The sequence below is a fragment of the Arthrobacter sp. TJ-238 genome, from assembly GCF_058269215.1.
On the sequence record NZ_JBZCNH010000013.1, the window covers coordinates 13,319 to 39,912 of the forward strand.

Consider the following 26,594-nt stretch of genomic DNA (forward strand, 5'->3'; position numbering starts at 1 on the left):
CAGTAGATGTCCAGCAAGAAGATCAACGTGGGCCTCATCCTCGAGCTCAGCGAAGCGGGGAAGACAGTCACCGAGACAGCGGCCCAAGCAGGGTGTAGCCGGCGGACGGTAGGGGCCGTCCGCCAGGCTCACGGGTTCCGGTCCCCAAGGTTCCTCAGCACCGAGCAGCTCGCCCTCATCGAGGAGAAGTTGGACGACGGATGGTCGTTCGGGGAGATCCACCGCACCCTCGGCCATGACACCGAGACCTTGGCGAGGCACTTTCCCGGTCGGGGATGGACGCAGGAGCAGACGGGCGAGTTCAACCACGCCGTGCGGGTCGCCCGTAAGCAGACCAGACGGCTCGCAGCATGAACCGGGGCGAGTGGACGGTCACCGTCCCGGCACCGGCTGTCCCGGCCGTCCGGAAGCGGAAGACCGGGAAGGTGTTCCAGCGCAAGCCATGGCTCAACAGCAACGACCGCGACCACTGGCGAGTAGTCAGCCCTATCCGGAAGAACTGGCGAGACAACGCCAACACCGCGGCGACCGACTCCCAGCTCCCCCAAGGGCTGGACCGCGTCACCATCACCGCGACCATCCAGAAGGAACGCGCCGGCAGCTACGACGCAGGGAACTACTACCCCACCGTCAAAGCCATCGTGGACGGCCTCATCGACTACGGGCTGTGCGCGGACGACAACAACGACCACGTCGAAGGGCCCTACCTCCAACCGGGCAGCAAAGGCCCGAACGCCATCATCCTCACCATCAAGGAACGACCATGACCCTCAACCGATCAGCAGCGCAGGGAGACATCTGATGCCACTCAACCCCATCCCCCAGACGAACACCTGCAAGCGTGGCTGCTGCTGGACCCCCTACGGGACCTGCGCCCGTCAGCACGAGTGCGACCACCACAAGCAGGAGCAACGCGAGCGGACCGCTCGGGAAGCCAAGGCCAGCATCTTCCGTGAGGCCGAGAACCTGGCGAACCTGCGCAACGGACGGCAGAACGGGGCCCGAGCATGGACCCCCTGACCGAGGTGCACTCCAACGTGCACCAACTCACCCGGGAGCACACCCGCCGGCACAAAGCCATGTACCGCGTCGACGGCGAGCTGATCAGCGAGGACGTGCACGGGATAGTCCCGTCCCTCCTCGACCAACTCCGCAAGTGCGTCAGCGGATCAGCAGGCGGGAACACGAGCGGGGCGTCCACGACCGCCGGACTCCCCCTCGACGTCGCGGCACTGAACCTGCTCGAGGAGATCAAGGCGAAGTCCGCCGAGCGATACCAGACATGGTCAGGGGTCGCACGGGTGCCGGCATCCGACGTCGAGGGGAACATGCGGCGCTGGGCAGCGAACCTCGGGGCCGCCGGCGAGAAGGACATCGAGGACGCCCGGAGTGCCACGGCAGGCTGGGTGTCCGCCATCCTCGCCATCATCAGCCCGCAACGGTCCACCGAAATCGTCGGGTCCTGCCCAGGCTGCGGGTGGGCGAAGCAGGAGGTCATCGTGGATGGAGAGACGAAGATCTGCTCGGTCCTCGTCGCGGTGCAGGACAAGGTGACCTGCCAGTCCTGCGGGGCCGAGTGGGAGGGTGAGCAGCTGCACTGGCTGCGGGATGCGATGGACGCCAAGGAGCAGCCCTCAGTCCTTGCGTGACCTGCAACATTCTGTATAGAATGAGAGTGCGCTACCGAAGTGTCTGAACTTTCGGAAGCGCCGCTCGTCTCCTGAATGAGAAGCCCGGCACCTGTCCCCCCACACGGTGCCGGGCTTCTTCCATGAGTACGCCAGAGTTCCCGGACCGACCGCTGAACACATAGACGGCGGCGTTGCATCCGGGCCGCCACCCGCCGGACATCGGGTAGAGCGAGCAGCAGGATGGGTTCCTAGGGGCTGGCCCCCCTGACGCTTTTCCGTCGGTCGCAGGTCCGGCGCTCATCACCTGCACACTTCAAACCCGGAGGCACTCATGAGGCCATGCAGCCAGGCGTACTGTCCCAACGCGGCAGGCCCGTCCGGCGTATGTGACGAGTGCACCACTGAGCGCAAGGGCGGCATGCTGCGCAGTGGGACAGCCAAGGTCCGCAACACCACCGGCAAGCCCGAAGCTGTCCTCTCTGCGAGTCAGTGGGACTACATGCACCGGCAGGCCAAGAGTGAAGAGTAGGACTGAGCGGGGATACGGCGCCGCCCATAAGGCTGAACGCAAACGGTGGGAACCAACCGTCCTCTCAGGTAGTGCGACCTGCGCACGCTGCAGCAAACCCATCGACCCCAAAGGCGACTGGGACCTCGGACACAACGACGACCGCACCGCATGGACAGGCCCCGAACACGTGTCATGCAACCGTGCAGCAGGCGCAAGGAACTCCACCGCAGCCCGCCTCGCCAAACAGATCACCGTCCGGAGGGACTGGTAACCCCGGGTAGGGGGGTCTGAATCACAGGGAAAAAATCGCGAAGGGCACTCTGCCTGGAAGTCCCGCTACACACGAGGTTTTTTCCACGAGGGGGTGAGGTCAGGTGGGTGCTGTCTTGAAATCCGTTCCTACTGATCCTCCTGCCCGTAAGTCGCGTGTCCCGAAGCGCCTGTCGCCGGTGAAGGCTGCTGCTGCCTCGTCCTATCGCGAGCTTCTCGAAGCGTTGCGGGACAACATCGCTGGGCAGATCGATGAGGGTGTTCCGCCTCGGGATCTCGCGTCGCTGTCGCGCCGCCTCCTCGAGATCTCGAAGGAGCTCGAGGGGTTGGAGGTTGACGAGGAGGGTGACGAAGTTGGAAACGCTGCGGATACCCCAGACGAGCAGTGGCCTACTGGCTCAGGCTAAGCACCTCGTCCTCCCTGAGGGCATCGTCTCCTCAGGCTTCCCCGCGGTGTCGGCGACAAGCCGCAGCATCGGGGTCCTGTTCGATGGCTGGCAGGTCGACCTGAACCGCTGCATCCTGGCGAAGGACGCCGACGCGTTCTACGCGGCCGACACGGTGGGCATCAGCATCTGCCGGCAGGCGGGCAAGACATTCGACATCGGCGCCCTCGTGTTCGCGGACTGCATCATCAATCCGGGGACGACGACGATCTGGACGGCGCACCGATTCAAGGTCGCGCGCGAGTCCTTCAACGAGTTGCGGGCACTGGCAAGGAAGCCGGAGCTTGCAGCGCACATCGATTACGACGAGATCACGACCGGTGCCGGAAACGAGATGATCCCGTTCCGCAACGGGTCGCGGATCGTGTTCGCTGCTCGTGAGCGTGGCGCGATTCGTGGGTTCACGAAGGTCCGCCGGTTGATCCTCGATGAGGGCCAGATCCTCACTGAGGCATCGATGTCAGACCTCGCGCCAACGATGAACCAGGCGGAGAACCCGCAGATCATCATCATGGGTACGCCGCCGAAGCCGTCCGACCCGGGCGAGGTGTTCACCGCTCTGCGGCGGGCTGCGCTCGAGGGCGAGTCTGAGGCTGCCCTGTGGGTGGAGTTCGGCGCCGAGAACGACGCCCCGGTCAATCCTTCCGAGGATGGCTTTTGGGAAGCGATCGCCCAGGCGAACCCGTCCTACCCGGAGCGGACTACCCGCCGCGCGATCCTTCGCCTGCGGAAACTCCTGACCAATGACGACGACTTTCGGCGCGAGGCGTTCGGCATCTGGGACTCGGACGCGAAAGCGACGCTTTTCCCGCCCGGTTCGTGGGAAGCCGGTGCACGCGATGAGCGCCCCGCTGAGCTCCCCGTTTCATCCCTCGCTGTCGCTGTGTCCATCGACCTGTCCCGGTCTGCTGTGGTCGCTGCTGGCGCCGACGTGGAGGGCGTGTGGGTGAAGCCCCTGCACCACGGGCCCGGCATGAAGGGCGTCGTTGACCGATGCCTCGAACTGCAGGCCGAGCACAACGTCGACGTCGTCATCGATGGGCGTGGCCCTGGCGCGGTCCTGATCCCGCACCTCGAGAAGGCCGGCGTCCGCCTGCACATCGCCACGACCGGTGACGTGCTGGACGCGTTCGCGAACCTCGAGTCGAAGGTCTCGGACGGCCAGTTTCTCCACACGGATGCGAAGGAACTGGATGACGCGGCGGCCGCCGCTGTGAAGCGCGAGGTCGGTGAGCGGTACGCGCTCGGGCGGAAGAAGTCTGAGGCGGACATCAGCCCCCTCGAGGCCGCTTCCCTCGCTGCCTGGCGTGCCGAGGTCGACCCTGATCCTGCAACTTTCGAGTCCGACTATGCGACTACCGGCGTCATGAGCATCTAAAGAGAGGAGAGCCGTATGAGCTTCTGGCAGGGCATCCTCTCCAACATCCGCGGCGGATCCGCAGTCTTCACGCCACAGGTCACGCACCTCGGCGCATCCGAGTTCGCCGCGCTGGCCAACCCTTCGAGCCTGACGGCCGCGCAGATGTGGGAGTCGCAGCCGCACTTCCGCACGGTCGTCACCTTCCTGGCCCGCAACATCGCCCAGTTGGGGCTGCACACGTTCGAGCGTGAGGGCCAGTCCGACCGCCGGCGCAACAGGGACAGCGTCCTCGCCCGGTCCATTCAGGACGTCGACGGGCAGATGACGACGTTCGAGCTGATTTTCGCTCTCGTCGGCGACCTCGCCCTGTATGACCGGGCGTACTGGTGGGCGGCCCCGTCGTCGTTCATGGACTCCGGGTGGATGATCCGCCGCCTCCCTCCGACGTGGGTCGACCCGGTGATGGAGAACCCGTGGGAGGTCAAGGAGTACCGGGCGTACATCAAGGCCGGCGCTGCTCCGGAGATCATTCCCGCGAAGCACATCCTCGCGTTCCCTGGCTACCACCCGGGCAAGATGCAGGGCTCCTCCCCCACGGTCGACGCTCTTCGGCAGACGCTGCAGGAGCAGCTCGAATCAGCGTCGTACCGGGCGCAGGTGTGGAAGCGCGGCGGCCGTGTGTCGTCTGTGATCCAGCGCCCGAAGGATGCGCCGCAGTGGTCTGATGCTGCACGTGAGGCGTTCCGTGAGGACTGGTACGCGAAGTTCACGGGCAATGGCCCACGGGCTGGCGGCACGCCCATCCTCGAGGGTGGGATGACTCTGAACAAGATGGATTTCTCGGCGTCCGACCAGCAGTATGTCGAAGCCGCAAAGCTGTCCCTCACTACTGTCGCGTCTGCTTTCCATGTGAACCCGACGATGATCGGGCATAACGACGGCGCGAACTACTCCAATGTCCGCGAATTTCGCAAGATGTTGTACGGGGATACGCTCGGCCCGCTGGTCGCGCAGATCGAGGGGCGCATCAACACGTTCCTCGTGCCCCGCATGGGACTGGACCGGACCCGCTTCTACGTCGAGTTCAACATCGAGGAGAAGCTGCAGGGCAACTTCGAGGAGCAGGCCGCGCAGCTGCAGACCGCGACCGGTGGCCCGTACATGACCCGCAACGAGGCCCGCGCCATGCGGAACCTCCCCGCGGTCGAGGGCGGAGACGAGCTGATCGTCCCGCTGAACGTCCTCACAGGCGGGCAGGCATCACCGAGCGACTCGGGCACGCAGAACATCTCCTCGGCCCCGCAGCGGGCACTGAAGGCGCCAGCCTCGGAGTACGAAATCAAGGCGCCGGAGGAGATCCCCGAGGACCACCAGAAAAAGATGGCGAAGGTCTTCGAAGTGTTCTTCGCCCGGCAGCGGCAGGTCGTCCTGACCCGCGCCGGCGCGAAGGCCCCGAACTGGTGGGACCAGAAGCGCTGGGACGAGGAACTCGCCGAGGACATCCTCGAGGCATCCCTCGACGTGTCGTCCGACGCCGCAGCCACGGTCCTCAAGGGACTGGGCGTGCCGGCCGAGGAATACAGCACGGAGCGCACCCGAAAGTTCCTGCAGAAGGTCTCAGAGCGGGTCGCCTCCCAGGTGAACGGTGCCACGCTCGCGTCCCTCGAGGACGCCATGGATGACGACGACCCGGACGCCGCGGCGAACGTGTTCGACGTCGCCGAGTCCTCACGAGCTGAGCAGTCAGGCATGACCGCGGCTGCGACGTTCGTCGGGTTCGGAATGGTCGAGGCCGCGCGGCAGACGAAACCCGAGGCGCGGAAGCGCTGGCAGGTCAACTCCTCCGACCCCCGCGCGTCCCACTCCGCCCTCGACGGGGAGGAAGTGGGCATCGATGAGGAGTTCAGTTCCGGCCAAGCCTGGCCGGGCTCCTTCACCGGGGATCCCGAGGACGTGGCCAACTGTCAGTGCTCCGTCGTCATCATCACCTAACCGCCCAAGGAGGGCTCATGAAGATCAAGTCAGTCCCCTTTTCGGGCGTGAAAGCTGGCCCGGACGATGGGCTCAAGGAAGGCGAGTTCATCGTCTACCCCAGCACCTTCACGAAGGAACCCGATTCCTACGGCGACGTGGTCGCCCCGGGCGCGTTCCTCGAAGACCTCGCCGAGTGGAAGTCCTCCGGCAACACGCTGCCCGGCCTGTTCGGGCACCGGTTCGATGACCCCGACTTCTACGTCGCGTCAGCCACGGACTTCGGCGAGGACGAGCACGGCTGGTGGGTGAAGGGCGAGTTCGACCTTGAGTCACCCAAGGGCCCGCACGTCTACCGGCTCGTGAAGGGTCGGCGCCTCAACCAGCTGTCCTTCGCATTCGACATCCTCGAGGAGGGTGCGATCGAGCTCGCGGACGGCCGAAAGGCGAACGAGCTCCGGAAGCTGAAGGTCTACGAGTTCAGCTTCGTGCCGATCGGCGCGAACCAAGATACTTCCGTCGTCGCTGTGAAGGCTCTCGCCGACGCAACGGTCGACGGCATCAAAGCCGGCCGAGCGATCTCGGCCAAGAACGAAAGCGAACTGCGCGCCGCGCACACCGCAATCGGGAACGTCCTCGACACCCTTGAGGACGCAGATGACCAGGAAGGTAAGGCCAGCGGCCAGACCGATGCCAAGCCGGACGCCAGCGACGAGGACCCTGCAGAGGGCAAGTCGACCGTGTCTCGCGAGGAGCAGAAGTCCGTCCCGCCCGTCGAACGCCTGGCGGCACAAGCAAGAATCTACGCACTCACTTCGGGTGCAGAAGGGGGTTCAGAATGAACCTCAAGCAGATGCGCGCCGCCGCGCTCAGGGCGGCGCAGGACCTCATCAACGCGGCGAAGTCCGCGAATCGTGACCTGACGGCGGATGAGAAGTCCACCGTCGAGGCGAAGTTCGCCGAGGTCGAGGAGCTGGACATCAAGATCAAGGCGGCTGAGGAGTCCGACGCCCTGATGGGTCGTCTCGGCTCCTACGGCACTCCCGACGAGCACGACGGCGATCGCGAGGCGAAGGGCGCGAAGTCCCTCGGCGAGCACTTCGTCAAGAGCGTCGGCACCGAGGGCCTGACCCGGATCAAGAACACGGGCGTGATCGTCTCTGCGCCCGAGTTCAAGGCCGCCACGGACACGCAGGGAACGCCCGAGGTGCTGGCTCCCTGGCTGACAACCCTGGACCGCACGGTCGTCCGTGCGTTCCGCCGGCCGGTCCTCTCCGATCTCCTCTCCCCGGGCGTGCTTGGCGCCGAGTCGAATGCGGTCACCTACCTCGTTGAGGGCGGTGTCGAGGGCGGTTTCGAGACCGTCGCCGCGGGCGGCGCGAAGCCGCAGTTCCACATCGGCGACCCGACCACGCGTACGGATGGCCTGAAGAAGATCGCCGGCTTCATCAAGTTCACGGACGAGATGGTCGAGGACGCCCAGTTCTGGGTGTCGGAGATCAACAACCGCGGCCTGTACCTCCTGGCCCTCGCCGAGGAGAACCAGCTGTTCAACGGCAACGGGACCGGGAACAACGTCCTCGGCCTCCGGAACCGTTCGGGCATCCAGACCGAGACCTCGGCGTCGGCCGCGGACAACCCGGACGCCCTGTACCGGGCGATCTCCAAGGTGCAGACCGCGACCGGCCTGTCCGCGGATGGCATCGCGATCAACCCGCTCGACTACCAGAACCTGCGCCTCCGCAAGGACGGCAACGGCCAGTATTTCGGCGGCGGGTTCTTCCAGGGCGAGTACGGCAACGGCGGCATCGAGTGGCAGCCTCCCGTCTGGGGTCTCCGCACGATCGTCACCGCAGCTGTCCCTGCCGGCCGTCCGCTCGTCGGCGCGTTCGGCGCTGCTGCGTCCGTGTACCGCAAGGGCGGGGTCCGCGTGGAGTCGACCAACTCGCACGTGGACGACTTCACGAACAACCTCATCACGACCCGCATCGAGGAGCGTGTGGCCCTGGCCGTCCGCATCCCCGCCGCGGTCGTGGACGTCACGCTCTCCAACGCCTGATCGGAAGGGACGACTGATGGCTGATTCGAGGAAGTCCTACACCGTCACCCTCGCGGGCATCGAGCACACGCTGCTCCTTACCGTCGAGGACGCGGAGAAGTACGGCGATCGCGCCGTGCTGACCAAGCAGGCTGTGCCGGCGAACAAGGCCCGCACCGTCGACACCAAGTAGCGAAGGAGGGGGCGTCATGGTGGAAGAACCACTAGCCCAGGCGACTGATCTGGTGGGCTTCCCCGGCGCCCCCTTCTCCCCTGGTGTGGTCGCAGCTGCGGCCGGCCAGGTGCGGGACGCGTGCGGGTGGCACATCGCACCGAAGGTCACCGAGACGATCGAGGTGGAGACAAGTGGCGGGACGGTCGTCCTGCTGCCCTCCCTCAACGTCGTCTCGGTCACTGAGGTGAAGTCCGGTGAGACGGTGCTGACGGGGTGGCGGGTGGCATCGAATGGTGTCCTCCGCCGCTCTGCCGGCTGGCCTGCCACCATCACGGTCACGCTCGAGCACGGCTACGCGAAGTGCCCTCCGGGGTTGTTCGCGGTGATCGCCGAGCACGGGCAGCGCATCAAGTCCGGTGCCGTGAAGTCCGAGTCCCTGTCCGGCCGGTCGGTGTCGTTGGATACGTCCTCGACGTCGGCCAGCACGGACACCCTTGCCCGCTACGCGCTCCCTGCGAGGCCCTGATGGATCTCATGACGGAGACCGTGACCCTGCGGGTGAAGGGACAGCCGATTCCTGGCGAGTGGGACGACTACGGAAACCAGAAGATCGGCGACCCCCACGACGAATTGTGGCCTGCATGGTTCGAGCCCCGCTCGTCCGGCGAGGACACCAACGCGAAGGACCAGCAGATCTACGGGTACTGGGTGAGCTTGCCTCTCGAGGCCCCCTTGTCTGGCGCTGACGCGGTGGTCATCGAGGGCATCGAGTATCAGGTCGTCGGCGAGCCCGGCCGGCAACCCGGAGGTTTCATCGTCCCGGGGTTTCAGAAGGCCGCGGTCGAGAAGGTGTCCGGCTGATGGCTGAGGTCGAGATTGGCGCCGAGCTCATGGCTGCGGCGTGGAACCACAAAGACCTTCCGAAGATGCTGCAGGCGAAAGCTGACGAGGTCGCAGCGCGGGCCCGTTCGCTGGCTGCTGCTGAGGGCGTCGAGATGGAAGTGACCACGGTGGCGGGTGTCAGGCCGAAGGGCAGGGCGTTCGTGAACGTGGTGTCCGACAACGTCGATCAGGAGTTCGGGTCCTCACGGAGCGCCCGGTACCGAATCTTGGGGAGGGCTGGTGCCGGATGAGTTGGGCGAGCATCGAGAAAGCCATCACCGCTGGCATCCGCGCTGACCTCGGCGTGCAGTGTGGGACGAAGGTCCCGACCGGCGTCGAGACTCTGCCGAAGTTCGTGCGGATTGCCCGCGGCCCAGGCTCGGACGACCTGATCACCGACGCGCCCCTCGTGGACGTCGAGTGCTTCTCCAACAACCAGACAACTGCCGACGAGCTCGCAGAGCAGGTCCGGCAGTGGTTCCACGCCCTCAGCGGGCGGAAGGTCGGCGCGGTCCTCGTGGACCGCGTGCGGACCTCCTCAGCCCCCATGTGGGTGGACTACCGCAACCCGGGCACTAACCGGTACGTGGCCTCCTACCGGCTCGAGTACCGACAAACCCCCTAGATCATCAATGCCCCCGTGTGGGGTGAATCAAGCAGAAGGAGCACCCCCACAATGGCAACATTCGCTGAAGCCAAGGGCCACAATCCGGCCAACGTCCGCAAGATCCTCGAGATGGCGATCTTCCTCAAGCCCATCGAGGACGCCGACACCGCCATCACGAAGGTGTGGGGCCCGACCGGCCTCATCATCCCGCCCGGCTACGTGTCGGTCGGTCTCGTCACGAAGGACGACGGCGCCGCGTGGACCCGCGACCAGGAATCGTCCGACGTCATGTCCTACGGGTACGGGGAGCCGACCCGCCGCGACATCACCTCCGACGTCACCGGCCTGTCGTTCACCATGCAGGAGTCGAAGAAGCAGGTCATGGAACTCCACCACGGCCTCGACCTGTCCTCGGTCACGACCGATGCTGACGGGAACTTCTACTTCGACAAGGCGTCCCGCCCGCAGCAGCGGAAGTACCGCCTCATCGCCCTTGGCAAGGACGGAGACGGCCCCGACGCCATCTACTGCCTGCGCTGGCTCCCGAACGCGCAGGTCACCGAGAACGGTGAGCAGGCATGGTCGGAAGGCGACGAGGTCAAGTACCCGGCGACCATCTCGTCCTACGTGGACCAGAAGTTCGGCACGTCGTACCGAGAGATCTGGGGCGGCCCCGGACTCGACCACGCCGCGATGGGCTTCCCCGCTCCCACTGGCGCGTAACTGACTGGTGGTCCCGGCTCCTGTGGTGGGCCGGCCGGGACCACCTTCACCCCTCGCCCACCACACTCTCCCCCTCTTGAAAGGTGCTCCCCATGGCTGAGCAGAAGAACGTCCTCGTGTCCCCCGATGGCAAGCGTGAGTGGACCCCGGAGGACGCCACCCAGGCAGTCAACCTCCGCGCCCAGGGCTGGTCCGAGAAGCCCGCAGCGAAGACCAGCCCCAAGTCCTAGTACCCCCCAACACGAAAGGCCCACCACATGGCACAGCAGAAGCAGTTCAAGACATGGGACCAGTACGCCGAGGAAGCGAAGCACGACCCCTTCCAGCTCCCCGTGTCCGAGGACAACACCATCATCATCGACGCCCCCACAGGCGCCTCGCTCATCCAGTGGGCCCGCGCCTACCGGACGGGCGACGCTGAGGCGATGCTCATCACTCTCTGCGGTGAGCAGTGGAAGAACGTCGAGCCCCTCCTCGCGAAGGCAGGGCACGACGCGTTCCAGAACCTCATCACCGACATGATGATTTTCTTCGACCTCGCCGAGGAAGTGACCCTCATCGGCACCGGTGGCGGGAAGGTGACGGAGAAGGACCCCCGGAAGATCCGGGCGCTCCTGAAGGCGGGGTACCGCCCGGAGGGGGAAGCCGTTTCCCGTACCTAGTCACTTACGTCGACAGGTACGGGGAGCAGATCGAGTACGACCTTCATCAGATGGGGTTGGATCTGCTCGACTTTTTCCGAGGGAAGCACTCGTGGCGGAAGCTGTCGGCACTGATCCGGCAGCTTCCGTCGTGGTCGCACGCCACCGAGGCGATGGCGAACGACGACGAGCTCGCGGAGATGCTTAAGGACCAACCCCAGGGCGAGAACACTGGCCCCCGGGTTTCGGAGTACACGCCAGAAGTGGCGCGCCTAGATCAGCTGACCGATTCCGTGCGGGAACTCATTGCACTCACGCTGCAGATCGCCGGCGGGAAAGCACCCCGGGTACGGCCCGCTAAACGGCCGGAGACAGCGTTCTCTCGGGCTGACAAGCGCCGCACGAATGAGCGGCTCGGTTCGCTCATCGCAGAGGTCGAGGCAGCGCAGCAGCGCTTCTCCGCCTAACACCACATGGAAGGCCCCGCCACACACGCTGGCGGGGCCTTCCTCATGCCTGAGGAGGCCCCATGTCGTCAGGCCCAATGGAAGCCGTATGGCTGCCGGTACTCCCCAGCTTCAAAGGATTCGGCCCCGCACTCGCCAAGGGCGCAGCAGCGGACGCGGACAAAGCGGGCAAGGGCATAGGCCTCAGCCTCGGGAAGTCCATCGTCGCCGGCGTCGCACTCGGTGGGGCGGGCCTCGCCGCAGCAGGCGCCGCGCTCTACAAGGTCGGCGAGGTCTTCGATGACGTCGCCGACACCATCCGCGTTGGCACGGGTGCCACTGGTGACGCTCTCAACGGCCTGGTCGACGTCGCGAAGAACGTCGGCACGAAGGTCCCCGCGGACTTCGACAAGATCGGGACCGTCGTCGCGGACCGCAACACCCGCCTCGGCCTGTCCGGGACGACCCTCGAAACGGTGGCGTCCCAGTACCTCGAGGCCGGGCGCATCCTCGGCGAAGACGTAGACATCACGAAGACCTCGGCCGCGTTCAGTGCCTTCAAGATCGAAGGCGACGACGTCGTCGGTGCGATGGACCACCTGTTCCAGGTGTCGCAGGCCACCGGTGTCGGCATGAACGAACTCGCTGATGCGGCAGCACGTAACGCCCCCGCCATGGAGATCCTCGGCTTCTCGTTCGAGGAGACCACGGCGATGATCGGCTCGTTCGACAAGGCCGGTCTGAACTCGTCCGCCCTGATGGCTTCCATGTCGAAGGGCATGGTCACCCTCGCGAAGGACGGCGAGGAACCCGCTGCGGCGTTCAAGCGCGTGCAGGAGGAGATCACCGGGTTCGTGAACGCCGGCGATGACGCTGCGGCGCTCGAGCTCGCGTCGAAGGTGTTCGGCACGAAGGGCGCGTCCCAGTTCATCGGGGCCGTGAAGTCCGGCGCGCTGAACCTCGGGGACATGTCGAAGGCTGCTGGGCAGACCGGTGACACGATCCTCGGTGTCGGCGCGGAGACGATGGACTTCGCCGAGCAGTGGATGATGTTCAAGAACAAGGTCCTCGTGTGGCTCGAGCCCATGGGCGCCCGCGTGTTTGGGACCCTCGGCTCCCTCATGGGTGAAGTCACCAGCGGCGTCACCGCGTTCGGTGCCGCGTGGAAGTACAACGACGGGGACATCACCTCGTCCGGCATACCGGGCATGTTCGAGCGCCTCGGCTACTTCGCCCGCCAGGCGTTCGACTACTTCAACACCAACGTCCTGCCTGTCCTGCGCCAGTTCGGCACCTACCTCATCGATACCGTGGTGCCCGCGCTGGCGTCCTTTGGCTCGTGGCTGAAGGACAACGCCTACGTCCTCGGCGTCCTTGCTGCCGGGGTGATCGCTTACGTCGCAGCGACGAAGACCATGTCGATCATCAGCACGATCACGACCGCGATGAAGGGCATGACTCTCGCGCAGCTATCCCTGAACGCGGCCTTCAGAGCGAACCCCATCGGGTTCCTCGTCACCGCGCTCACCCTGCTGGTCGGGGGCATCCTCTACGCGTACAACAACATCGGCTGGTTCAAGGACGGCGTGAACACCGCGTTCGCTGCGATTCAGGCTGCGGTCGGAGTTGTCGTCTCGTGGTTCCAGACGACCGTCCTCCCGGTCCTCTCGGCCATCTGGTCAGGTATCGCGGCCGGCGCCCAGTGGCTCTACACCAACGTGATCCAGCCGGTATGGGCGGGCATCATGGCTGCGGTCTCCGCGGTGGTGTCATGGTTCCAGAGAACAGCTCTGCCGTTCATCAGCACTGCGCTGCGCGCCATGGGTGCCGTCTTCTCCTGGCTCTACAACAGCATCATCAAGCCGGTGTGGGCGGGCATCCAGTGGTACATCAGCACGGCATGGACGGTCATCAGCGGCATCTTCCAGGTCATCGTCGGGATTGTTAGGAACGTCCTGGCACCAGTGTTTGTGTGGCTGTGGAACAACGTCATCGCGCCGGTCTTCAACGGCATTCGCCAGATCATCTCAGCGTTCTGGCATGGTGCGGTGAAGCCGATCTTCGACGCGATCGGGAACTTCATCCGGACGACGCTGGGCCCTGCCTTCACGTGGTTTAGGGACAACGTGATCAGGCCTGTCTGGGACTTCATCAGCGAGAAGATCAGCACCATCTGGAACAACAACATCAGGCCGGTGTTTGATGCTTTGAAGGCTGGGGTGGACGCGCTGCCTGCTGCGTTCGAGGCAGCCAAGAGCGGAATCGCGACGGCGTGGGACGCCATCCGGGAGGCCGTGAAGAAGCCGATCCGGGCTGTCATCGGGTTCATCAACGAGGGCCTGATCGCGCGGTTCAACGACATCCCCGGCGTGGAAATCAAACCGATCAGCCTACCGAAGGGCTTCGCTCACGGCGGGTACACGGGTGATGGCCGGAAATACGAGGCCGCGGGCATCGTCCACAAGGGCGAGTACGTGTTCACGAAGGAACAGACAGCGGCCCTTGGGAAGCATCGTCTAGCCTCCATGGCTCACGCTGCCGTCCGTGGTGGTGCCGCCTCAACCGCCGGCGCCATGCCGGGGCAGCCCGCGTTCTTCAACGGCAACGCGTCACAGGTTGCTAGCCGTGGGGCGCTCTACATGGACGTCGCTTCCGGGATGAGCCCGTGGGACTTCCCAGGGGCTGCACGCATGTGGGACGGAGCGGCCGGCGTGAAGGTCGCCATCGGGCGCGGCCAGCATCAGGGCTACGCCCGCCCGCTCGAGCGTGGTGGGGGAATCCTCGGCTATGCGACGGGCACGAACATCGACATGTCCCCGTCGTGGATGAGCCAGCTCTCGGCGGCCAACCGTCGCAAGACAGCCGCCCACGAGCTCGGCCACGCCCTCGGCCTGCCTCACTTCACCGGCGTCAACTCGATCATGCACCCGAACCTGGGGAACCAGGCTGGGGCGCCGACCGCGTTCGATATCCGGGCGTTGCAGAAGCTGTACCCGGGAGGTTCCGGGAAGGCAGGGGACGGGGCGGCCTCGAACCCGTTCGACGGCCTGATCGACTCGATGATGAAGAAGCTGAAGGAAGCCTTCCCGGGCGGTGGCATGTTCATCGACGCTGCTGGTGGTCTCGCGAAGACCGGCATCGGTCAGGTCATGAAGATCGTGGAGGACATCAAGAACGGGCTGAAGAACCTCGCCGGCAACGTGTTCGGCAAGGTGAAGGACTTCTTCGGCGGCGGCGCTGCGTCCGCTGAGGCTCCACTGTTCCGCGACCGGGGCGGGCTCCTACCCCCCGGATTGTCGACCGTGCTCAACAACACGGGCGGCAACGAGTACGTCCTCAACCGGCAGCAGTGGGCCGACATGCACCACCTCGCCACGTCGGGGGGTAGCGCTGTCGCGGTCCTGTCGGCCGAGGACCGGGCGCTCCTGCGCGAAATTGCTGAGTTCGCGAGCAGGCCGGCGCAGTTCAACCTGAACGGCCGCCAGTTCATGGAGGCCACGCGTTCCATCCGGACAACCTAAGGGAGTCGCATGCCTGCGTCATATCTAGGCCCCCCCGGGGCGCTGGTCGAGTTCAAACCGGAGTCGGCGACCATCGAACCAGGTGCTCGCTCCAACTTTCGGACCACCCTGCGGGGTGCCCGCTATGAACAGCGGGCACCCCGCGGCCGGCGCCAGTGGTCGATCGGCATTGGATCCTATTCCCCGGAGGAGCACGCCGGGCTCCTCGCCCTCGTGGACGGGCTCTACGGCCCGCCTCCATGGGTATGGGTTGAGAGTTTGGCGCAGATGTCCAACCTGTTCTCACCGGAGCAGGCGCTACTCGAGGGTGGAACGTATTCGGTGGGGGCGGGGATTACGCAGGGTGGCGCTGGGTTCACCGATGATGGGCTGCGCTATGGGCGGTCGGTAAACGTGTCAGGTGTCAATGTTTCCCTTCACCGTCGGGGCGGCGCCTTGGACCGCATTCCGGCGATCCCCGGCACCCCGGTCTCGGCGTCGGTGTACGCGTCGGGTTCGGCGTCAGTGCGCGTGGATTTCCTAAGCGAGTTCGGCGTCCTTGTAGGTCAGGCGTCCGGGCCGTCCGGCTCCGGCGTGATGAGCCGCCGCACCGTCACTGCGACGCCACCCGCCGGAGCCGCAGGCGTGCAGGTCGTCGTCACTGGCGCGACGGCGTTCACTCTGCCCGCGCTCACGTGGACGCCTACCGTCCAGCCGTGGGCCACCGGCAGAGGATGCAACCGCGTGACGGTGGACGGCATCAGCGAGGTCCCTTTGCACGCCTTCGATGGACTTGTTCGGTCCTCGCTCAGTTTCACGATCCAGGAGCTTGGCTAAATGCAGATCATCACGGACTATCCCAGCGACCTAACATCGGTCACCCCGACTGTCACGGTCACTCACGATGGTGTAGTTCGGGCGGCGTCGGCATTGTCCGTCGAGCGTGAGCTGCCATCGAACCTGCCAACCCAGGTCGCCGGGGGTTCGGGCATCAGCGCCGCCACGGGTTCCGTGACGTGGGCGGAGGAGGCGACATCTCCGGCGCACCCGTGGGCTCCGGGCCCGTTCCCCCCTAAAGCATTCGACCGGGTCACTATCGATTCCGGCTACGGCACGACGAGGGCGCGACTCCTTACCGGCAGGGTCGACGGCTCGTCAGGCTCGCTGTCCGATGGCTCAGTGTCATCGCCGATCGTGGACGGCATCGATCGGCTGAACCAGACGGTCAGCATTGAACCGCTACTGGCGATCATGCCACCCGGCAACGCAGGTGGCGCGTATAGGTATGTCTCGATCACCCCGACCTACTTCACCGACAGAATCCTTCGGGCGTGCGGCTTCTACGCAACACCCGCACGAGAGAGCGGAAACGTCATCTCGGCGCCCCTGCAGGGATCATCGTGGCCCGAGCGCGGACAGATTGCAGCGTCATCGAACGCCGACCCGGCATCCCCTGGGACGGGCACCCCGTCCTGGGTGGAGTCCCCCTGGGGCCAAGCTGCCTATTCGTTGGACGCCACCTACACCCCGGCATTCACCGCCGCCATCGACGGGCGCCTGAACGACCGGGCTATGCAGCTCACGTTCTGCGTGGATCCGTCCTACGTGGGCGGCACGGAGAACGGGGCGTTGACGGTTTGGTGGGAGTCGGACTATGTGCGGGTGACGGTTGACTCGCGTGGGTCGATCATCGCGCAGTCACGGAACGCGGGCGTGGTCACTGAGGCCTGCCGCATGACCATCAACACCTCAAAGGTTTTCACGCTTCGGGTCACCCCGGCGGGTGAGTGGACCATCCGTGCCGACAACGGGAGGGAAGCCGCCGGCACTGTCGCGGTCAGCACACAGCAGGCCACGACGCCGCTTAGCAGGCTTCAGGTGTCGACGGGACACCGGGCTAGGTATCCGATGGGCGGGGTGCAACTGTCCTTCACCTCAGTGTTCGTCGCCGTCAACCATGCGCAGAACGCTTTCCTCACCCCCGGCGCGTACAGGTTCAGTCTTGAGGCGTCGCCGGCGATCGAGGGCCGCAACGCTTTGGACTTGCTGAAGGAGCAGTCGGAGGCTGAGTGCGCAGCGATGTGGCTGGACGAGTACGGGAACTTCCAGTGGGTGAACCGGGACCGGCTCACCCCTGCCGGTCCGCCCACAGAGTCGATCACGGCCCTCACCGGGATCGAAGGTCTCGAGTGGGAGCACAACGCGGGGTCTGTCCGTTCTCGGGTGGAAGTCAACTATGAATCCCCCGGCTCGGCGATACCGTCCCGGTGGACGAACCTGGTTGCCCATCAGGGCTCGGGCGAGTCCATGGAGTCAGGTCAGCAGCGGGTCGAGTTCATCAGCCCGCCTGCTGATACGGACTGGGTGCAAGTGGACACGGTGCCTTTCCGTCTTGGAGACGCCGGATCGACGGGGCCATTCAACCGTGGGTGGGGCTCCCATTACGGGGCGACGGTCGCCAATAGCACTGTGGACCGGCTCGCCAGCGCCTCAGAAGTCACGGTCACCATGGAACGCCTTGGCGTCTCCACCATCAAGCTGACGACGACTGCTGGCGCCATTCCAGCCGACTCCACGCTGGAGCTTCGCGCCCCGAAAGCAGTATCTGGTGTGTGGCCGCAGCGGGCCGAGGAGAACTTGGCGATCATACGGTGCAATCACATCACCGAATGGAAGAAGTCCACGGCGATCGGGGCGAGTCTGGGCCCCGCGGAGGCTCCCGTCCTTACCCACGATGTGAAGTGGTGGGTACATAAGGACGGGGTGCAAGCACTCGCTGACTGGCTGTCCGCTCAGGTATCCGCGCCGCGCCCAACCATCCGCGACCTGTCCGTTATCCCCGACGATCGGCGGCAGCTCGGCGATATCGTGCAGGTCGAGTTCAACGAGGTGTCTCTGCGCTGCCTGGTCACCGGGATCAGCAGCTCTACAAGCATGAGCGGCAACACGATTAGCAAGGATCAGTCGCTCACCGTGCGGGTGCTTGCTACGTCCAGCAAGGCCGCCAACGCCGCAGTCGATGCCGCATACGCAGACGACTCCAACACCCAATTCGATGCTCTGTGGGCTGCTGAAACGAATGCGACCCTCGATGCTGACCCTCTACGGAAGGCCTAACCAATGGCGAATCTGACACCGGTAGGCTCCAACGGGCTTCTGACTATTACGTCCACTGAGACTGTGGATCGGGTGAATGACTGGCGGGCCGCAATGGTCGCTATCAATACTGCTCTGGAGAACATCAAGTCCACAGCGGCGGGCGCGGGTAAGGGCTACACCGATCAGGTTGTAGCCGCGGCTAGGTTCGACCGCCCTTACCTTGTGGATGGTACGGACTGGAACACGGTCACTGCGACCGGCGCGTATCCGCTCCGGTACGCGGCGGCCGAGGGGGACGGGAAGCGGATCAACGCCCCGGATAACGGTGCTGGCACCCTCTTGGTGTTCAACTCGCAGCACCCGACCCTGACGATCGCGGTCCAGTTGTTCATGTCTTATGCGGGCGGTGGGCTGTATATGCGGTCGCAGGGCTCTAACGGGTCGTGGACGACCTGGAAGCGGTTGGATAAGGCGGACGCGGGGCAAGCTTCGGCACACCGGGCGATGCTCGTCTCCTCGTTCAAGGAGCGGCGTGGCGGCGTCATCGGGACCAGCGGCCGCATCCCGGTCGGCTTGCGGTTCGATCATGGGCTGGCGAACTTCCGCACCAAAGTCCTACCCCTGCTGCGCAAGTACAACCTGCCGTGGTCGCAGGCGGTTAACTCGAACCAGATGGGCAACGCGGGCAATAGTTCGTCGTTCGCTGAGCTTCAGGGTTGGGCGATCAACGATGGCGGGGAGGTGTGGAACCACTCCCGTAACCACGCGGCGGCTTCGGGGGAAACGGCCATCCTCAGGGAGATCGTGACGGCTCTGGCTGAGTTGAAGGCGGGCATGCCGGCACTCCCGATTGAGGGTTGGGCGCCTCCTGGTGTGGGCGACGGTAACTATGACGGTTACTCGCCGATGCAGACCGAGGAACAGCATTGGGACACGTTCGCCGGGCAGACTGTCCTCGCGTATCACGCGGCCGTCGCAGGGTACCTGCCGGGACTGTACCGCCCGATGCCTGCTGACTTGCAGATCGGTCTCGGGCACACGACGATCGAGGCGCAAACCCCGGCATGGGTTGACGGTGTGCTCCGTGGTGCTATCACCGCGGGCATGGGGGTGCAGTTCATGTTGCACCCCATCTACATCGATAGTGCCGGGTACATGACGTCCGCGGATCTCGAGGCGGTGTTCGCGAACCTTGCCGCCCGCCGTGATGCCGGGACCATTGAGGTTCTGACGCCTACGGGGATGCTGCTCGCGGATCCGAACAGCACTCACCGGGACGACTTAATTGCTAACGGCTCGTTCCGGTTGGGTCTCGCTTCGTGGGCTAGTACGACGGATTGGGCTGTCACGAACGCACCCGGCGTCCCCTACATCTCCACCAGTGCGGGCACCCCGATCACTCAGACGGTCGGTCTGGGTCGTAAGGAAGCGCTGCTTGGTGGGACGCGTGAACTTGTTTACCGGGTGCGTGCCACCGCGGGCGCTGTTGTCAGGACGAGTGTCACGGGTACGGGCGTGGACGCTTCGAAGGATCACACTTTGCCGGCGTCCCCGAACTGGGTTGAGGTGCGCAAGCCGGTGACTGTTCCTCTGAACCTGTCCGGCTCTCTCACTGTTGCTGTCGGTCGTGTGTCGGGTGGTCCCGTCGACGTCACCAATGTACGTCTTCAAGTAATTTAGGAGCGCCGATGCGCAGAGTAAGTACGTTCAACGAAACCCTGAAGACGGGTGTCGCAACCGTTGATCTCGGCGACGGCATTCAGGTCCCTGTGCGTTTGGACGGCGTGTACCCGGGGGAGCCGGGCCCTCCTGGTGCGGGTGTGCCGACGGGTGGCAGCACGGGCCAGGTGATCCGGAGGACTTCGACCGGTTCGACTGAGTGGTTCACTCCGTCGAAGTCCACGGTCGGTCTGCCGAACGTGGACAACACGGGAGACTACGAGAAGCCCGTCTCCGAGGCGCAGCAGGCCGCACTCGACAAGAAGGTCGCTAAGGGTGAGATCGTTTACACGGTCACCGATTACTCGACCCCAGACGCCGCTGTGGCCGCAGCGTTCACTAACGGAGCGACCCTGAACTGGCCTGCGGGTGACTACACGACCACCGCCTCTATCCCGAACCTGCACAAGGTGCAGCACACGGGCAGCGGCCGAATCATCCGGGGCGTCAACATCTTCTACCCGGGCATCCGTCAGACACAAAGCAACATCCTCTACGCTGACCCCAACGGGGCCTCCACCAACGACGGACTGTCTCCCTCTGAGCCACTGAACAGGCTGTCTAGCGTCTTCGGCGCGATGGCGAGCTACGGCCCAGTGCTGAAAGGCAACTGGACTGCATGGCTGGCCGCCGGGGTTTACAACGACCAAGCGATTACCAACCTGCGCTCGGCTAACCGTATATGGGTCCGTGGCGCGACCGTGGCGCAGGGTGTCGAGCCGTCCACGATCTTCGAGCCTGGCACGACGGGGTTCACGAAGGGCTTGGGCGGCAACGACTTCCTGAGCCTCGGTGTGGAGAACCTGATGGTGCGCGGCTACCTGTCACCGGAGATCCCGGCCGTCGACTTTGCCTCGCACTGCAATCTGGTCTTCAATAACGTGTGGGCGCGGGGCAACGACATCGGCTTCCGGTTCATGAACCACACGAAGTACTCCATGGCCGGCTGTGTTGCCGAGAACAACACTCAGTACGGGATTTGCGAACTCTTCAGTGTGGTCCGCGACTTCAAGGCTGGCGGGAAGGACAACCCCACCTACCTGCGAGGCAACGGCAAGGTCGGCATCAAGGCCAAGGAGCTATGCACCGGGCACCTCGACGGCGCAATCATCCACGACAACAAGCACGGCGTTCACTTCTCGCGATCCTGCACGGCGAACGCCTCCGATGGGAAGATCTACCGCAACCAGTACGGCGTCACCCTGCGGAACCAGTCGTCGTTCGTGAACCTGCGAATCGACTGGAAGTTCGGAACCGTCGATGCGAACACGGTTACACCCTGGGACGTCGAGGGCAGCTCGTCCTTCGTGACCAACGAAAACGAAGCGACATCGCCCTCCGTGTTCTCGGGTCAGGGCGAAAAGTTGCTCGGCGTGTTCGTCCCTGATCCGGCCTATTCACTCACTGGGGCAACGACTGCGACGACGATCGCGAACCTTGGGACCCTGATGCGGGGGAACATGTCACGACCAGGCGGGTACGTGCGGACGGTCATCGTCGGCAGCAAGGGCGGCACCTCAGCCCCTACTGTCATCGACTTCCGGTTCGGCAACAGCTCGGCGGGGACCATCACGATCCCCGCCACAGCGGTTCTGTTCCGCATCGAAGTGCTCATCTTCTCTCGCGGGCCCGGGAAGCAGACCGTCGTCGCGACGGAATCGCTCACAGGCGCGGCTCCACAGCGTGTGGACCGAACCTACGACGTGAACGCAGCAGACTATCTGCTGAGTATCAGGGCGACTCCGGGCAGTGCGACTGACTCCCTCCTCATCAACGGTGCGTGGTGCTACACCACGGAGGCGCTGATAGCGGAGTAGCGTTCAAGCCCTTCTTCCCACGTTGCTGCGGAGGTGAGGGACGAGACGATGGCCTTGATGGTGTCAGTGGGGGGCGGGACATGCCCGTCGCCCCACTGCCCCGCCATAACCTGGATGCGTGGGTTGTCTCGGACAACAGCACGGAACGGCTCGAGGTGTTGGGCGACGTGTTCCGTGTCCCCCTCGTTCTGCACGTACAGGACACGGTTCAGGAAATCGGCAGCGTACAGCCGGCAGAGATCGGATTCGATGCTCTGGTTCAGTACCCGCTCATGCTTCTCGGGGGTGTCTGCCTTCCACGCCAACCGCGTGTACTGCTCCAACGTGAAGGCCGGGAATCGCGACAAGATTGTCTGTGGGTTGAACGCCACCGCCAGTGATTCCGGGAACAGGCGCGAGTAGTACATTGCCGCAAAACCGCCGCCGGAAGCACCGAAGAACATCAGCCGGGAGCTGCCGGCCACCTCGACGAACTTCTTGATGATGCGGGGCAGGATCCGCTGGAGCGGGAAGCCGCTCGCCCCGGCATACCAGCCGAGGGTGAGCGTCGGGTCCGCGTACAGGCTCGGGTCGCTGACGTAGAGGCGGTTCGGGTTCCCGTCCTGGGTGACCTTGCTGCCCGTGAACATGGGCAGCCCGACGTCGGCCTTCGACAGTGCGGCATGGAAAACGATGACCGTCGTGTCCGACCCGGTCGGCTCCCAGTAGACGTCGGTGGTGTAGGCGCCCTGAATCGAGTGCAAGCCTTCCTCGATGGGGTGGCCGCTGCCCTCGAACGTGTCTACCGAAGCCCACACGCGGTGCCGCCCGGCGAAGATGCTCACGTCTCGGCGCGGATCGTCTGCCCAGTCCGACCCGGGCCACTCGTCATTCACATGCATTCGGCAACCATATCGTGCCCAGAAAGGGACTCTCATGCATCGACTCCAGCCGCACAAAACACTCGGGGTGATCACGCTCGCGCCGGCCTTCGAGCGGGGGTTCTCATGTCACGAGCCGATTTGATCAGCGAGCAGTACATGTCCCGGCGGGCGAGGTTCTACCTGCTCGTCGCAGCCGGCCGGCACATCATCATCGGGTTGCTGTGCGTCTTCGACCCTGCGTCGTTCTCGTCCGGGTCCTATCAGGGGGTGATCGACGCTCTCGCCGGCATCCCCTTGGGCCCGGCGATCGTGCTGTGGGGGTACCTCTTCCTCGTCACGGGCGCGGCCTGCCTGTTCGCCGCGATCGTCGGCAAGGAAGCGGCGGCCCGAGCGGGCCTCCTGTTCTCCGTCGTGACCACGGCCTGCTGGGCTGGCGGGTTCTTCGCCTCCATCTACGGAGGCACCTCCGCCGGCTACACCGGCGCCGTGATCTGGACGGCCGTCTTCCTCAAAGACGCCACGATGCTCCGCCAACCACTGCGCAACCCATTCGAACCACTCATCCAGAAGGTGACGGCCGATCTGACACGGCGCGACAAGTAAGGGACACACATGCAGATCGACATCGCCGCTCTCATCGTCTCCCTCACGGGCATCGCCGCGCTGATCTGGAGCATCATCCAGGCAAGCCGCGGACGGAAAGACACGAACGCGCAGCAGAAAGCCGCCAACGAACTCGCCAACCGGGAGCAGTCCTGGGAGGAACTCACCGAAGGAAAGCGCATCGCAGAGGAAGACCTCAGGACCGAGCGCACCACAACCCGGGATCTCCGCAGGGAGAACGACGACCTGTACCGCGATATCCGCACTCGCGACGATCTGATCGCGAAGCACCGCATCTGGGACATCGAAGCCCAGCACCGGTTGAAAGACACCGACATCGGCGAACCGCCGAATTTCTACCCCTAAGCCCCGCCCACACGGTCGGGGCTTTTTCTATGCCCGAAAGGACGACGTCATGTCGAAAGCTACAGGCCCGAACCCGGAGGAGCGCGAGTACCCCATGCCCGTGCAGGGGCACGCACTGCCTCTCGAGCAGTGGGAGCAGGTCGTCGCCAACGCCGAACGGATCCGCGCCGAGTCCGATGAGAGCGAGACCGACTGATGGTCGCGCCCGTCATCAGCATGCCGAGCAGCAAGCACAGCGGGATTTCTGGCATCGCCACCCAGCTCATGGTGCTGCATTCCGGCGAATCCCCGCTCCGCGGCGGTTACGCTCAGTCCCTCACCGACTGGGCAAACACCCCGCTCGAGGTAGGAGGCCCGGTGGCCTCTTGGCACTGGTTCGTGGACCCGATCGCGATCGTGGCCATGGTCGACCCGAACTACGCCGCGTGGCACGCCTCCGAGGCGAACCCGATGTCTGAGGGGTTCGAGCAGGCCGGCTATGCCCGCTTCAGCGCAGCGGAATGGCTCACCGCTGAAGGCTTGAAGCAGCTGGAGAACCTCGCGTGGATCATGGCGCAGCGTGCCCTCGTCAACGGCATCCCCCCGGTGTGGCTGACCACTGACCAGGTCGAAGCCGTCACCCACCGGGGGAACCGCAGCATCAAGGGTTTCTGCATACACGCGCAGATCGACCCCGACATGCGTACGGATCCCGGGCGGAGCTACCCCTACGACCAGCTGATGGACCGCATCAAGGACCACATGGGCGTCGGGGGCTCAGCATCCATCGCGCCGCCCGCATCTCGCCCAGCAGCGCCAGCACCAAACAAACCAGCACCCAAGCCGAAAGAGTGGTACGAAATGCCTATCCCCAAGAGTGACCTCGACGCCATCGCCCGCGCCGTCCACCACGCCCAACTTCCCATCGGTGGCAAGCCCGGCACCACTGTGTCGAACGAGATGCGGATCGTCATGACGGACAAGATCGTCAACGAGCTCCGCGGCATCGTCATCTCGCAGGGCGCCCAGATCAAGGGCCTCATCGGTGCTATCGCCGCCGTGTCGAAGGGTGAGCCCTTCGACCAGGAGAAGCTCCTCTCCGGGGTGCAGGCCGCCGCAAAGTCCGGAGTCGGCGACGCCCTCGGGTCGCTCGAGGCGACGGTCACTGTGAAGAAAGGGGCCTGATGTTCACCGTGATCTTCTGGAAGGCAACGGTTGAGCGGGTTCTGGTGACGGCCGCTCAGGCACTCTTGGCGCTGCTGGTCACTGATGGTTTCGGCATCACCGACCTCGGGGCTGCCGCGACGTGGTCGGTTGTCGGCCTCGCTGCGCTGAGTTCGCTGTTGAAGTGTGTAATTGCTGGTGCGGCGACAAATGGTTCGCCGTCTGCCACGAACGCCGAGGTGCTGGACATCCCGGACGGCAACGGCCGACGCCGCGCCGAGTAGCACCGAACGCCCCACCCTCTTCGCGAGGGTGGGGCGCTTCTGTCGTTGGTGGCGGCTACGGTGGCGGGCATGAAAGAACGCAATCCCCGCCCCGGATGGCACGGCATCCCACCCTCACGCGACCGGTTCGTCCCACCCGTCTCGCTCCCCGAACCCACGGAGGGCGTCACCACGACGACGGAGAAGGCCCCGCCCATCTGGTGTGACCTCATCTACCCGGACGGCCGCACACAGACTGTTAAGGGGTTCGCGATGGCCTGGACGAACAGCATGGTCTACGTGCAGTGGGTGGAGTATTCGATGGCCCGGACGGCGTGGGTGAACGCGAACGTCGTCAGCCGCCGGAAGATCGAGGAGCGACAGCCGCATCGGGGTGGCTAGCTATTCAAGTTTGGGGCATCAAACTTGAATAGCTTCAGGACTCTTCAAGTTTGCTTGCATCTTGTTTGATCGGAGGAGCCAACTAATCAACCAACGCGCAAGCCTCCAAGACGGCTAGCCCCTCAGGGGAGCGCTTCCTTGGCCCGTCATCAGAAAGCCCTTCAGTTCCCGGAGTTCGGCTTTCACCTCAGTGAGCTCCCGGCTTAGATCAGCCTCTACCGTGTCGATTTCCGCCGTTGTCTCCGCACTCACAGCTTGGACTAGCCAGGAAGCGAGAGACGCTGTGACGACGCCGAGAACGGCGATGCCGCCGAGCATGAGCCCGCTCGCTACGAGCCTGCCCGTCATGGTCACCGGGTATTGGTCGCCGTAACCGACCGTGGTGATTGTCGTCATCGCCCACCACAGTGCGTCTCCCATGGTGGTGATGTTCGCGTCAGGGTTGGCTCGTTCAGCGTCGAGGACGGCCAACGCTGCCAGGTAGGACAGGATGATCGCGGAGCCGATTACGTACATGAGCGCGTGCCCACGAAGGGAACTACCGCCGGCCCGGTTGAGTACGCGGAGCAGTGTGAGGAGCCGTAGGAGCCTCAGCGGCCGGAGCATGGGGAGGGCGACGATCGCGAGGTCGAGGAGGTGCCGAGTGAACCAGTGCCATCGGTTCGGGGCAAGGTACAAGGTGACGGCGTAGTCGACGGCGAAGATCGCCCAGATAGCCCAGAAGGCGGGCTCTACCCAGGCGGCGGTGAGCCCGGCGATGACCTGCACGGAGTACAGGATGAGGAATAGGATCGCGACCCCCGCTAGGGGCCACTCGGTTTTCTTCTGCCATGTCTGCTGAGTCACTTTCCCAGTATGAGGAGAAGGTGCGACCTCAAGAGTGAGGGAAACGCCGATGCCGCGAGGGCACCTGAGCGGCTTTGCTCTAAGTTAAGTCTAAGTTTATTGTCGATAGTTTCGATCATAGAGTGAATGACTCTATGCGGAATTGCGCCATTTCTTCCGAACTCCGCGTGATCTAGGGGCGAATCTGAGGACTAATCGATCATTCACTGATCTGTCAAAGGTTCATGACCCTCCATCAATGGGTTCCGGGTTCAAGTCCCGGGGGGTGCACC

General features: G+C 64.6%; 30 protein-coding genes. 28 read left to right on the top strand and 2 right to left on the bottom strand.

Features of this window, described 5'->3' with window-relative positions; genetic code table 11:
* Positions 1 to 6 precede the first annotated feature (6 nt).
* The 22 genes from AC4D2O_RS18700 to AC4D2O_RS18805 all read left to right on the top strand — a co-directional run bounded on the left by AC4D2O_RS18700 (position 7) and on the right by AC4D2O_RS18805 (position 21,836).
* Positions 7 to 354, top strand: coding sequence for a hypothetical protein (locus AC4D2O_RS18700; protein ID WP_490908902.1), 348 nt, complete (start codon positions 7 to 9; stop codon positions 352 to 354).
* On the top strand, positions 351 to 767 hold the full coding sequence (locus AC4D2O_RS18705; RefSeq protein WP_490908903.1) for a hypothetical protein: 417 nt from the start codon (positions 351 to 353) through the stop codon (positions 765 to 767). The genes AC4D2O_RS18700 and AC4D2O_RS18705 overlap by 4 nt, the downstream gene beginning before the upstream one ends.
* A gap of 34 nt (positions 768 to 801) precedes the next feature.
* The gene (locus tag AC4D2O_RS18710; protein ID WP_490908904.1) at positions 802 to 1,020 is read left to right on the top strand and encodes a hypothetical protein; all 219 of its coding nucleotides are present in this window, start codon (positions 802 to 804) and stop codon (positions 1,018 to 1,020) included.
* Positions 1,008 to 1,649, top strand: coding sequence for a DUF7341 domain-containing protein (locus tag AC4D2O_RS18715; RefSeq protein WP_490908905.1), 642 nt, complete (start codon positions 1,008 to 1,010; stop codon positions 1,647 to 1,649). Before AC4D2O_RS18710 ends, AC4D2O_RS18715 begins: the two co-directional genes overlap by 13 nt.
* 1,108 nt (positions 1,650 to 2,757) lie before the next feature.
* The gene (locus AC4D2O_RS18720) at positions 2,758 to 4,236 is read left to right on the top strand and encodes a hypothetical protein (protein ID WP_490908906.1); all 1,479 of its coding nucleotides are present in this window, start codon (positions 2,758 to 2,760) and stop codon (positions 4,234 to 4,236) included.
* Between the two features lie 15 nt (positions 4,237 to 4,251).
* On the top strand, positions 4,252 to 6,210 hold the full coding sequence (locus AC4D2O_RS18725; RefSeq protein WP_490908907.1) for a phage portal protein: 1,959 nt from the start codon (positions 4,252 to 4,254) through the stop codon (positions 6,208 to 6,210).
* Between the two features lie 17 nt (positions 6,211 to 6,227).
* Positions 6,228 to 7,031 carry an HK97 family phage prohead protease gene (locus AC4D2O_RS18730; protein ID WP_490908908.1) on the top strand — a complete coding sequence of 268 codons (804 nt, stop codon included), beginning with the start codon at positions 6,228 to 6,230 and terminating at the stop codon, positions 7,029 to 7,031.
* Positions 7,028 to 8,248, top strand: coding sequence for a phage major capsid protein (locus tag AC4D2O_RS18735; RefSeq protein ID WP_490908909.1), 1,221 nt, complete (start codon positions 7,028 to 7,030; stop codon positions 8,246 to 8,248). The genes AC4D2O_RS18730 and AC4D2O_RS18735 overlap by 4 nt, the downstream gene beginning before the upstream one ends.
* A 16-nt stretch (positions 8,249 to 8,264) precedes the next feature.
* Complete coding sequence (locus AC4D2O_RS18740) at positions 8,265 to 8,420, top strand: hypothetical protein (RefSeq protein WP_490908910.1); 156 nt, start codon at positions 8,265 to 8,267, stop codon at positions 8,418 to 8,420.
* Between the two features lie 16 nt (positions 8,421 to 8,436).
* Complete coding sequence (locus AC4D2O_RS18745) at positions 8,437 to 8,928, top strand: hypothetical protein (RefSeq protein ID WP_490908911.1); 492 nt, start codon at positions 8,437 to 8,439, stop codon at positions 8,926 to 8,928.
* An 8-nt stretch (positions 8,929 to 8,936) separates the two neighbouring features.
* Positions 8,937 to 9,263 (top strand): hypothetical protein, encoded by a 327-nt coding sequence (locus AC4D2O_RS18750; protein ID WP_490908913.1) that lies wholly within the window; start codon positions 8,937 to 8,939, stop codon positions 9,261 to 9,263.
* Positions 9,263 to 9,535, top strand: coding sequence for a hypothetical protein (locus AC4D2O_RS18755; protein ID WP_490908914.1), 273 nt, complete (start codon positions 9,263 to 9,265; stop codon positions 9,533 to 9,535). Before AC4D2O_RS18750 ends, AC4D2O_RS18755 begins: the two co-directional genes overlap by 1 nt.
* The gene (locus AC4D2O_RS18760; RefSeq protein WP_490908915.1) at positions 9,532 to 9,909 is read left to right on the top strand and encodes a hypothetical protein; all 378 of its coding nucleotides are present in this window, start codon (positions 9,532 to 9,534) and stop codon (positions 9,907 to 9,909) included. The genes AC4D2O_RS18755 and AC4D2O_RS18760 overlap by 4 nt, the downstream gene beginning before the upstream one ends.
* A gap of 51 nt (positions 9,910 to 9,960) precedes the next feature.
* Positions 9,961 to 10,614 (top strand): phage tail tube protein, encoded by a 654-nt coding sequence (locus AC4D2O_RS18765; RefSeq protein ID WP_490908916.1) that lies wholly within the window; start codon positions 9,961 to 9,963, stop codon positions 10,612 to 10,614.
* A gap of 92 nt (positions 10,615 to 10,706) precedes the next feature.
* A complete protein-coding gene (locus tag AC4D2O_RS18770) occupies positions 10,707 to 10,844 on the top strand; it encodes a hypothetical protein (RefSeq protein ID WP_490908917.1) in 138 nt (45 codons plus the stop codon).
* A gap of 27 nt (positions 10,845 to 10,871) precedes the next feature.
* The gene (locus AC4D2O_RS18775) at positions 10,872 to 11,276 is read left to right on the top strand and encodes a hypothetical protein (RefSeq protein WP_490908918.1); all 405 of its coding nucleotides are present in this window, start codon (positions 10,872 to 10,874) and stop codon (positions 11,274 to 11,276) included.
* Positions 11,277 to 11,332: 56 nt separating this feature from the next.
* The gene (locus tag AC4D2O_RS18780) at positions 11,333 to 11,722 is read left to right on the top strand and encodes a hypothetical protein (protein WP_490908920.1); all 390 of its coding nucleotides are present in this window, start codon (positions 11,333 to 11,335) and stop codon (positions 11,720 to 11,722) included.
* Between the two features lie 62 nt (positions 11,723 to 11,784).
* Positions 11,785 to 15,222 carry a phage tail tape measure protein gene (locus AC4D2O_RS18785; protein ID WP_490908921.1) on the top strand — a complete coding sequence of 1,146 codons (3,438 nt, stop codon included), beginning with the start codon at positions 11,785 to 11,787 and terminating at the stop codon, positions 15,220 to 15,222.
* A 267-nt stretch (positions 15,223 to 15,489) separates the two neighbouring features.
* A complete protein-coding gene (locus AC4D2O_RS18790) occupies positions 15,490 to 16,038 on the top strand; it encodes a hypothetical protein (RefSeq protein WP_490908922.1) in 549 nt (182 codons plus the stop codon).
* A complete protein-coding gene (locus AC4D2O_RS18795; RefSeq protein WP_490908923.1) occupies positions 16,039 to 18,318 on the top strand; it encodes a hypothetical protein in 2,280 nt (759 codons plus the stop codon). It abuts the gene before it with no gap.
* Between the two features lie 3 nt (positions 18,319 to 18,321).
* Positions 18,322 to 19,980 (top strand): hypothetical protein, encoded by a 1,659-nt coding sequence (locus tag AC4D2O_RS18800; RefSeq protein WP_490908924.1) that lies wholly within the window; start codon positions 18,322 to 18,324, stop codon positions 19,978 to 19,980.
* A gap of 8 nt (positions 19,981 to 19,988) precedes the next feature.
* On the top strand, positions 19,989 to 21,836 hold the full coding sequence (locus AC4D2O_RS18805) for a hypothetical protein (RefSeq protein WP_490908925.1): 1,848 nt from the start codon (positions 19,989 to 19,991) through the stop codon (positions 21,834 to 21,836).
* On the opposite strand, the gene AC4D2O_RS18810 is transcribed toward AC4D2O_RS18805, so the two are convergent.
* Positions 21,806 to 22,660: a hypothetical protein gene (locus tag AC4D2O_RS18810; RefSeq protein ID WP_490908926.1), complete on the bottom strand. Its 855-nt coding sequence runs from the start codon at positions 22,658 to 22,660 to the stop codon at positions 21,806 to 21,808. The two genes, AC4D2O_RS18805 and AC4D2O_RS18810, sit on opposite strands and share 31 nt — an antisense overlap.
* 162 nt (positions 22,661 to 22,822) lie before the next feature.
* Here AC4D2O_RS18810 and AC4D2O_RS18815 point away from each other — a divergent pair, with 162 nt between their 5' ends.
* The 6 genes from AC4D2O_RS18815 (at position 22,823) to AC4D2O_RS18840 (ending at position 25,476) form a co-directional block, all read left to right on the top strand.
* A complete protein-coding gene (locus AC4D2O_RS18815; RefSeq protein ID WP_490908927.1) occupies positions 22,823 to 23,302 on the top strand; it encodes a hypothetical protein in 480 nt (159 codons plus the stop codon).
* A gap of 9 nt (positions 23,303 to 23,311) precedes the next feature.
* Positions 23,312 to 23,668: a hypothetical protein gene (locus AC4D2O_RS18820; RefSeq protein WP_490908928.1), complete on the top strand. Its 357-nt coding sequence runs from the start codon at positions 23,312 to 23,314 to the stop codon at positions 23,666 to 23,668.
* A 49-nt stretch (positions 23,669 to 23,717) separates the two neighbouring features.
* Positions 23,718 to 23,864, top strand: coding sequence for a hypothetical protein (locus AC4D2O_RS18825; RefSeq protein ID WP_490908929.1), 147 nt, complete (start codon positions 23,718 to 23,720; stop codon positions 23,862 to 23,864).
* A 68-nt stretch (positions 23,865 to 23,932) separates the two neighbouring features.
* Positions 23,933 to 24,832 carry an N-acetylmuramoyl-L-alanine amidase gene (locus AC4D2O_RS18830; protein ID WP_490908933.1) on the top strand — a complete coding sequence of 300 codons (900 nt, stop codon included), beginning with the start codon at positions 23,933 to 23,935 and terminating at the stop codon, positions 24,830 to 24,832.
* The gene (locus AC4D2O_RS18835; RefSeq protein WP_490908930.1) at positions 24,832 to 25,095 is read left to right on the top strand and encodes a holin; all 264 of its coding nucleotides are present in this window, start codon (positions 24,832 to 24,834) and stop codon (positions 25,093 to 25,095) included. The genes AC4D2O_RS18830 and AC4D2O_RS18835 overlap by 1 nt, the downstream gene beginning before the upstream one ends.
* A gap of 69 nt (positions 25,096 to 25,164) precedes the next feature.
* On the top strand, positions 25,165 to 25,476 hold the full coding sequence (locus AC4D2O_RS18840) for a hypothetical protein (RefSeq protein ID WP_490908931.1): 312 nt from the start codon (positions 25,165 to 25,167) through the stop codon (positions 25,474 to 25,476).
* Between the two features lie 114 nt (positions 25,477 to 25,590).
* Here the strand turns inward: AC4D2O_RS18840 and AC4D2O_RS18845 are convergent, their stop codons facing one another.
* Entirely contained in the window at positions 25,591 to 26,322 is a 732-nt protein-coding gene (locus tag AC4D2O_RS18845) for a potassium channel family protein (RefSeq protein WP_490908932.1), read from the bottom strand.
* Positions 26,323 to 26,594 lie beyond the last annotated feature (272 nt).

Coding starts and splice junctions, on each gene's coding strand:
- AC4D2O_RS18715 (WP_490908905.1), top strand. CDS start 1,008: ATGGACCCCCTGACCGAGGTGCACTCCAACGTGCACCAACTCACCCGG.
- AC4D2O_RS18740 (WP_490908910.1), top strand. CDS start 8,265: ATGGCTGATTCGAGGAAGTCCTACACCGTCACCCTCGCGGGCATCGAG.
- AC4D2O_RS18735 (WP_490908909.1), top strand. CDS start 7,028: ATGAACCTCAAGCAGATGCGCGCCGCCGCGCTCAGGGCGGCGCAGGAC.
- AC4D2O_RS18815 (WP_490908927.1), top strand. CDS start 22,823: ATGTCACGAGCCGATTTGATCAGCGAGCAGTACATGTCCCGGCGGGCG.
- AC4D2O_RS18700 (WP_490908902.1), top strand. CDS start 7: ATGTCCAGCAAGAAGATCAACGTGGGCCTCATCCTCGAGCTCAGCGAA.
- AC4D2O_RS18785 (WP_490908921.1), top strand. CDS start 11,785: ATGTCGTCAGGCCCAATGGAAGCCGTATGGCTGCCGGTACTCCCCAGC.
- AC4D2O_RS18830 (WP_490908933.1), top strand. CDS start 23,933: ATGGTGCTGCATTCCGGCGAATCCCCGCTCCGCGGCGGTTACGCTCAG.
- AC4D2O_RS18725 (WP_490908907.1), top strand. CDS start 4,252: ATGAGCTTCTGGCAGGGCATCCTCTCCAACATCCGCGGCGGATCCGCA.
- AC4D2O_RS18760 (WP_490908915.1), top strand. CDS start 9,532: ATGAGTTGGGCGAGCATCGAGAAAGCCATCACCGCTGGCATCCGCGCT.
- AC4D2O_RS18770 (WP_490908917.1), top strand. CDS start 10,707: ATGGCTGAGCAGAAGAACGTCCTCGTGTCCCCCGATGGCAAGCGTGAG.
- AC4D2O_RS18805 (WP_490908925.1), top strand. CDS start 19,989: ATGCGCAGAGTAAGTACGTTCAACGAAACCCTGAAGACGGGTGTCGCA.
- AC4D2O_RS18795 (WP_490908923.1), top strand. CDS start 16,039: ATGCAGATCATCACGGACTATCCCAGCGACCTAACATCGGTCACCCCG.
- AC4D2O_RS18820 (WP_490908928.1), top strand. CDS start 23,312: ATGCAGATCGACATCGCCGCTCTCATCGTCTCCCTCACGGGCATCGCC.
- AC4D2O_RS18840 (WP_490908931.1), top strand. CDS start 25,165: ATGAAAGAACGCAATCCCCGCCCCGGATGGCACGGCATCCCACCCTCA.
- AC4D2O_RS18765 (WP_490908916.1), top strand. CDS start 9,961: ATGGCAACATTCGCTGAAGCCAAGGGCCACAATCCGGCCAACGTCCGC.
- AC4D2O_RS18730 (WP_490908908.1), top strand. CDS start 6,228: ATGAAGATCAAGTCAGTCCCCTTTTCGGGCGTGAAAGCTGGCCCGGAC.
- AC4D2O_RS18755 (WP_490908914.1), top strand. CDS start 9,263: ATGGCTGAGGTCGAGATTGGCGCCGAGCTCATGGCTGCGGCGTGGAAC.
- AC4D2O_RS18800 (WP_490908924.1), top strand. CDS start 18,322: ATGGCGAATCTGACACCGGTAGGCTCCAACGGGCTTCTGACTATTACG.
- AC4D2O_RS18775 (WP_490908918.1), top strand. CDS start 10,872: ATGGCACAGCAGAAGCAGTTCAAGACATGGGACCAGTACGCCGAGGAA.
- AC4D2O_RS18710 (WP_490908904.1), top strand. CDS start 802: ATGCCACTCAACCCCATCCCCCAGACGAACACCTGCAAGCGTGGCTGC.
- AC4D2O_RS18745 (WP_490908911.1), top strand. CDS start 8,437: ATGGTGGAAGAACCACTAGCCCAGGCGACTGATCTGGTGGGCTTCCCC.
- AC4D2O_RS18790 (WP_490908922.1), top strand. CDS start 15,490: ATGTCCAACCTGTTCTCACCGGAGCAGGCGCTACTCGAGGGTGGAACG.
- AC4D2O_RS18835 (WP_490908930.1), top strand. CDS start 24,832: ATGTTCACCGTGATCTTCTGGAAGGCAACGGTTGAGCGGGTTCTGGTG.
- AC4D2O_RS18825 (WP_490908929.1), top strand. CDS start 23,718: ATGTCGAAAGCTACAGGCCCGAACCCGGAGGAGCGCGAGTACCCCATG.
- AC4D2O_RS18705 (WP_490908903.1), top strand. CDS start 351: ATGAACCGGGGCGAGTGGACGGTCACCGTCCCGGCACCGGCTGTCCCG.
- AC4D2O_RS18750 (WP_490908913.1), top strand. CDS start 8,937: ATGACGGAGACCGTGACCCTGCGGGTGAAGGGACAGCCGATTCCTGGC.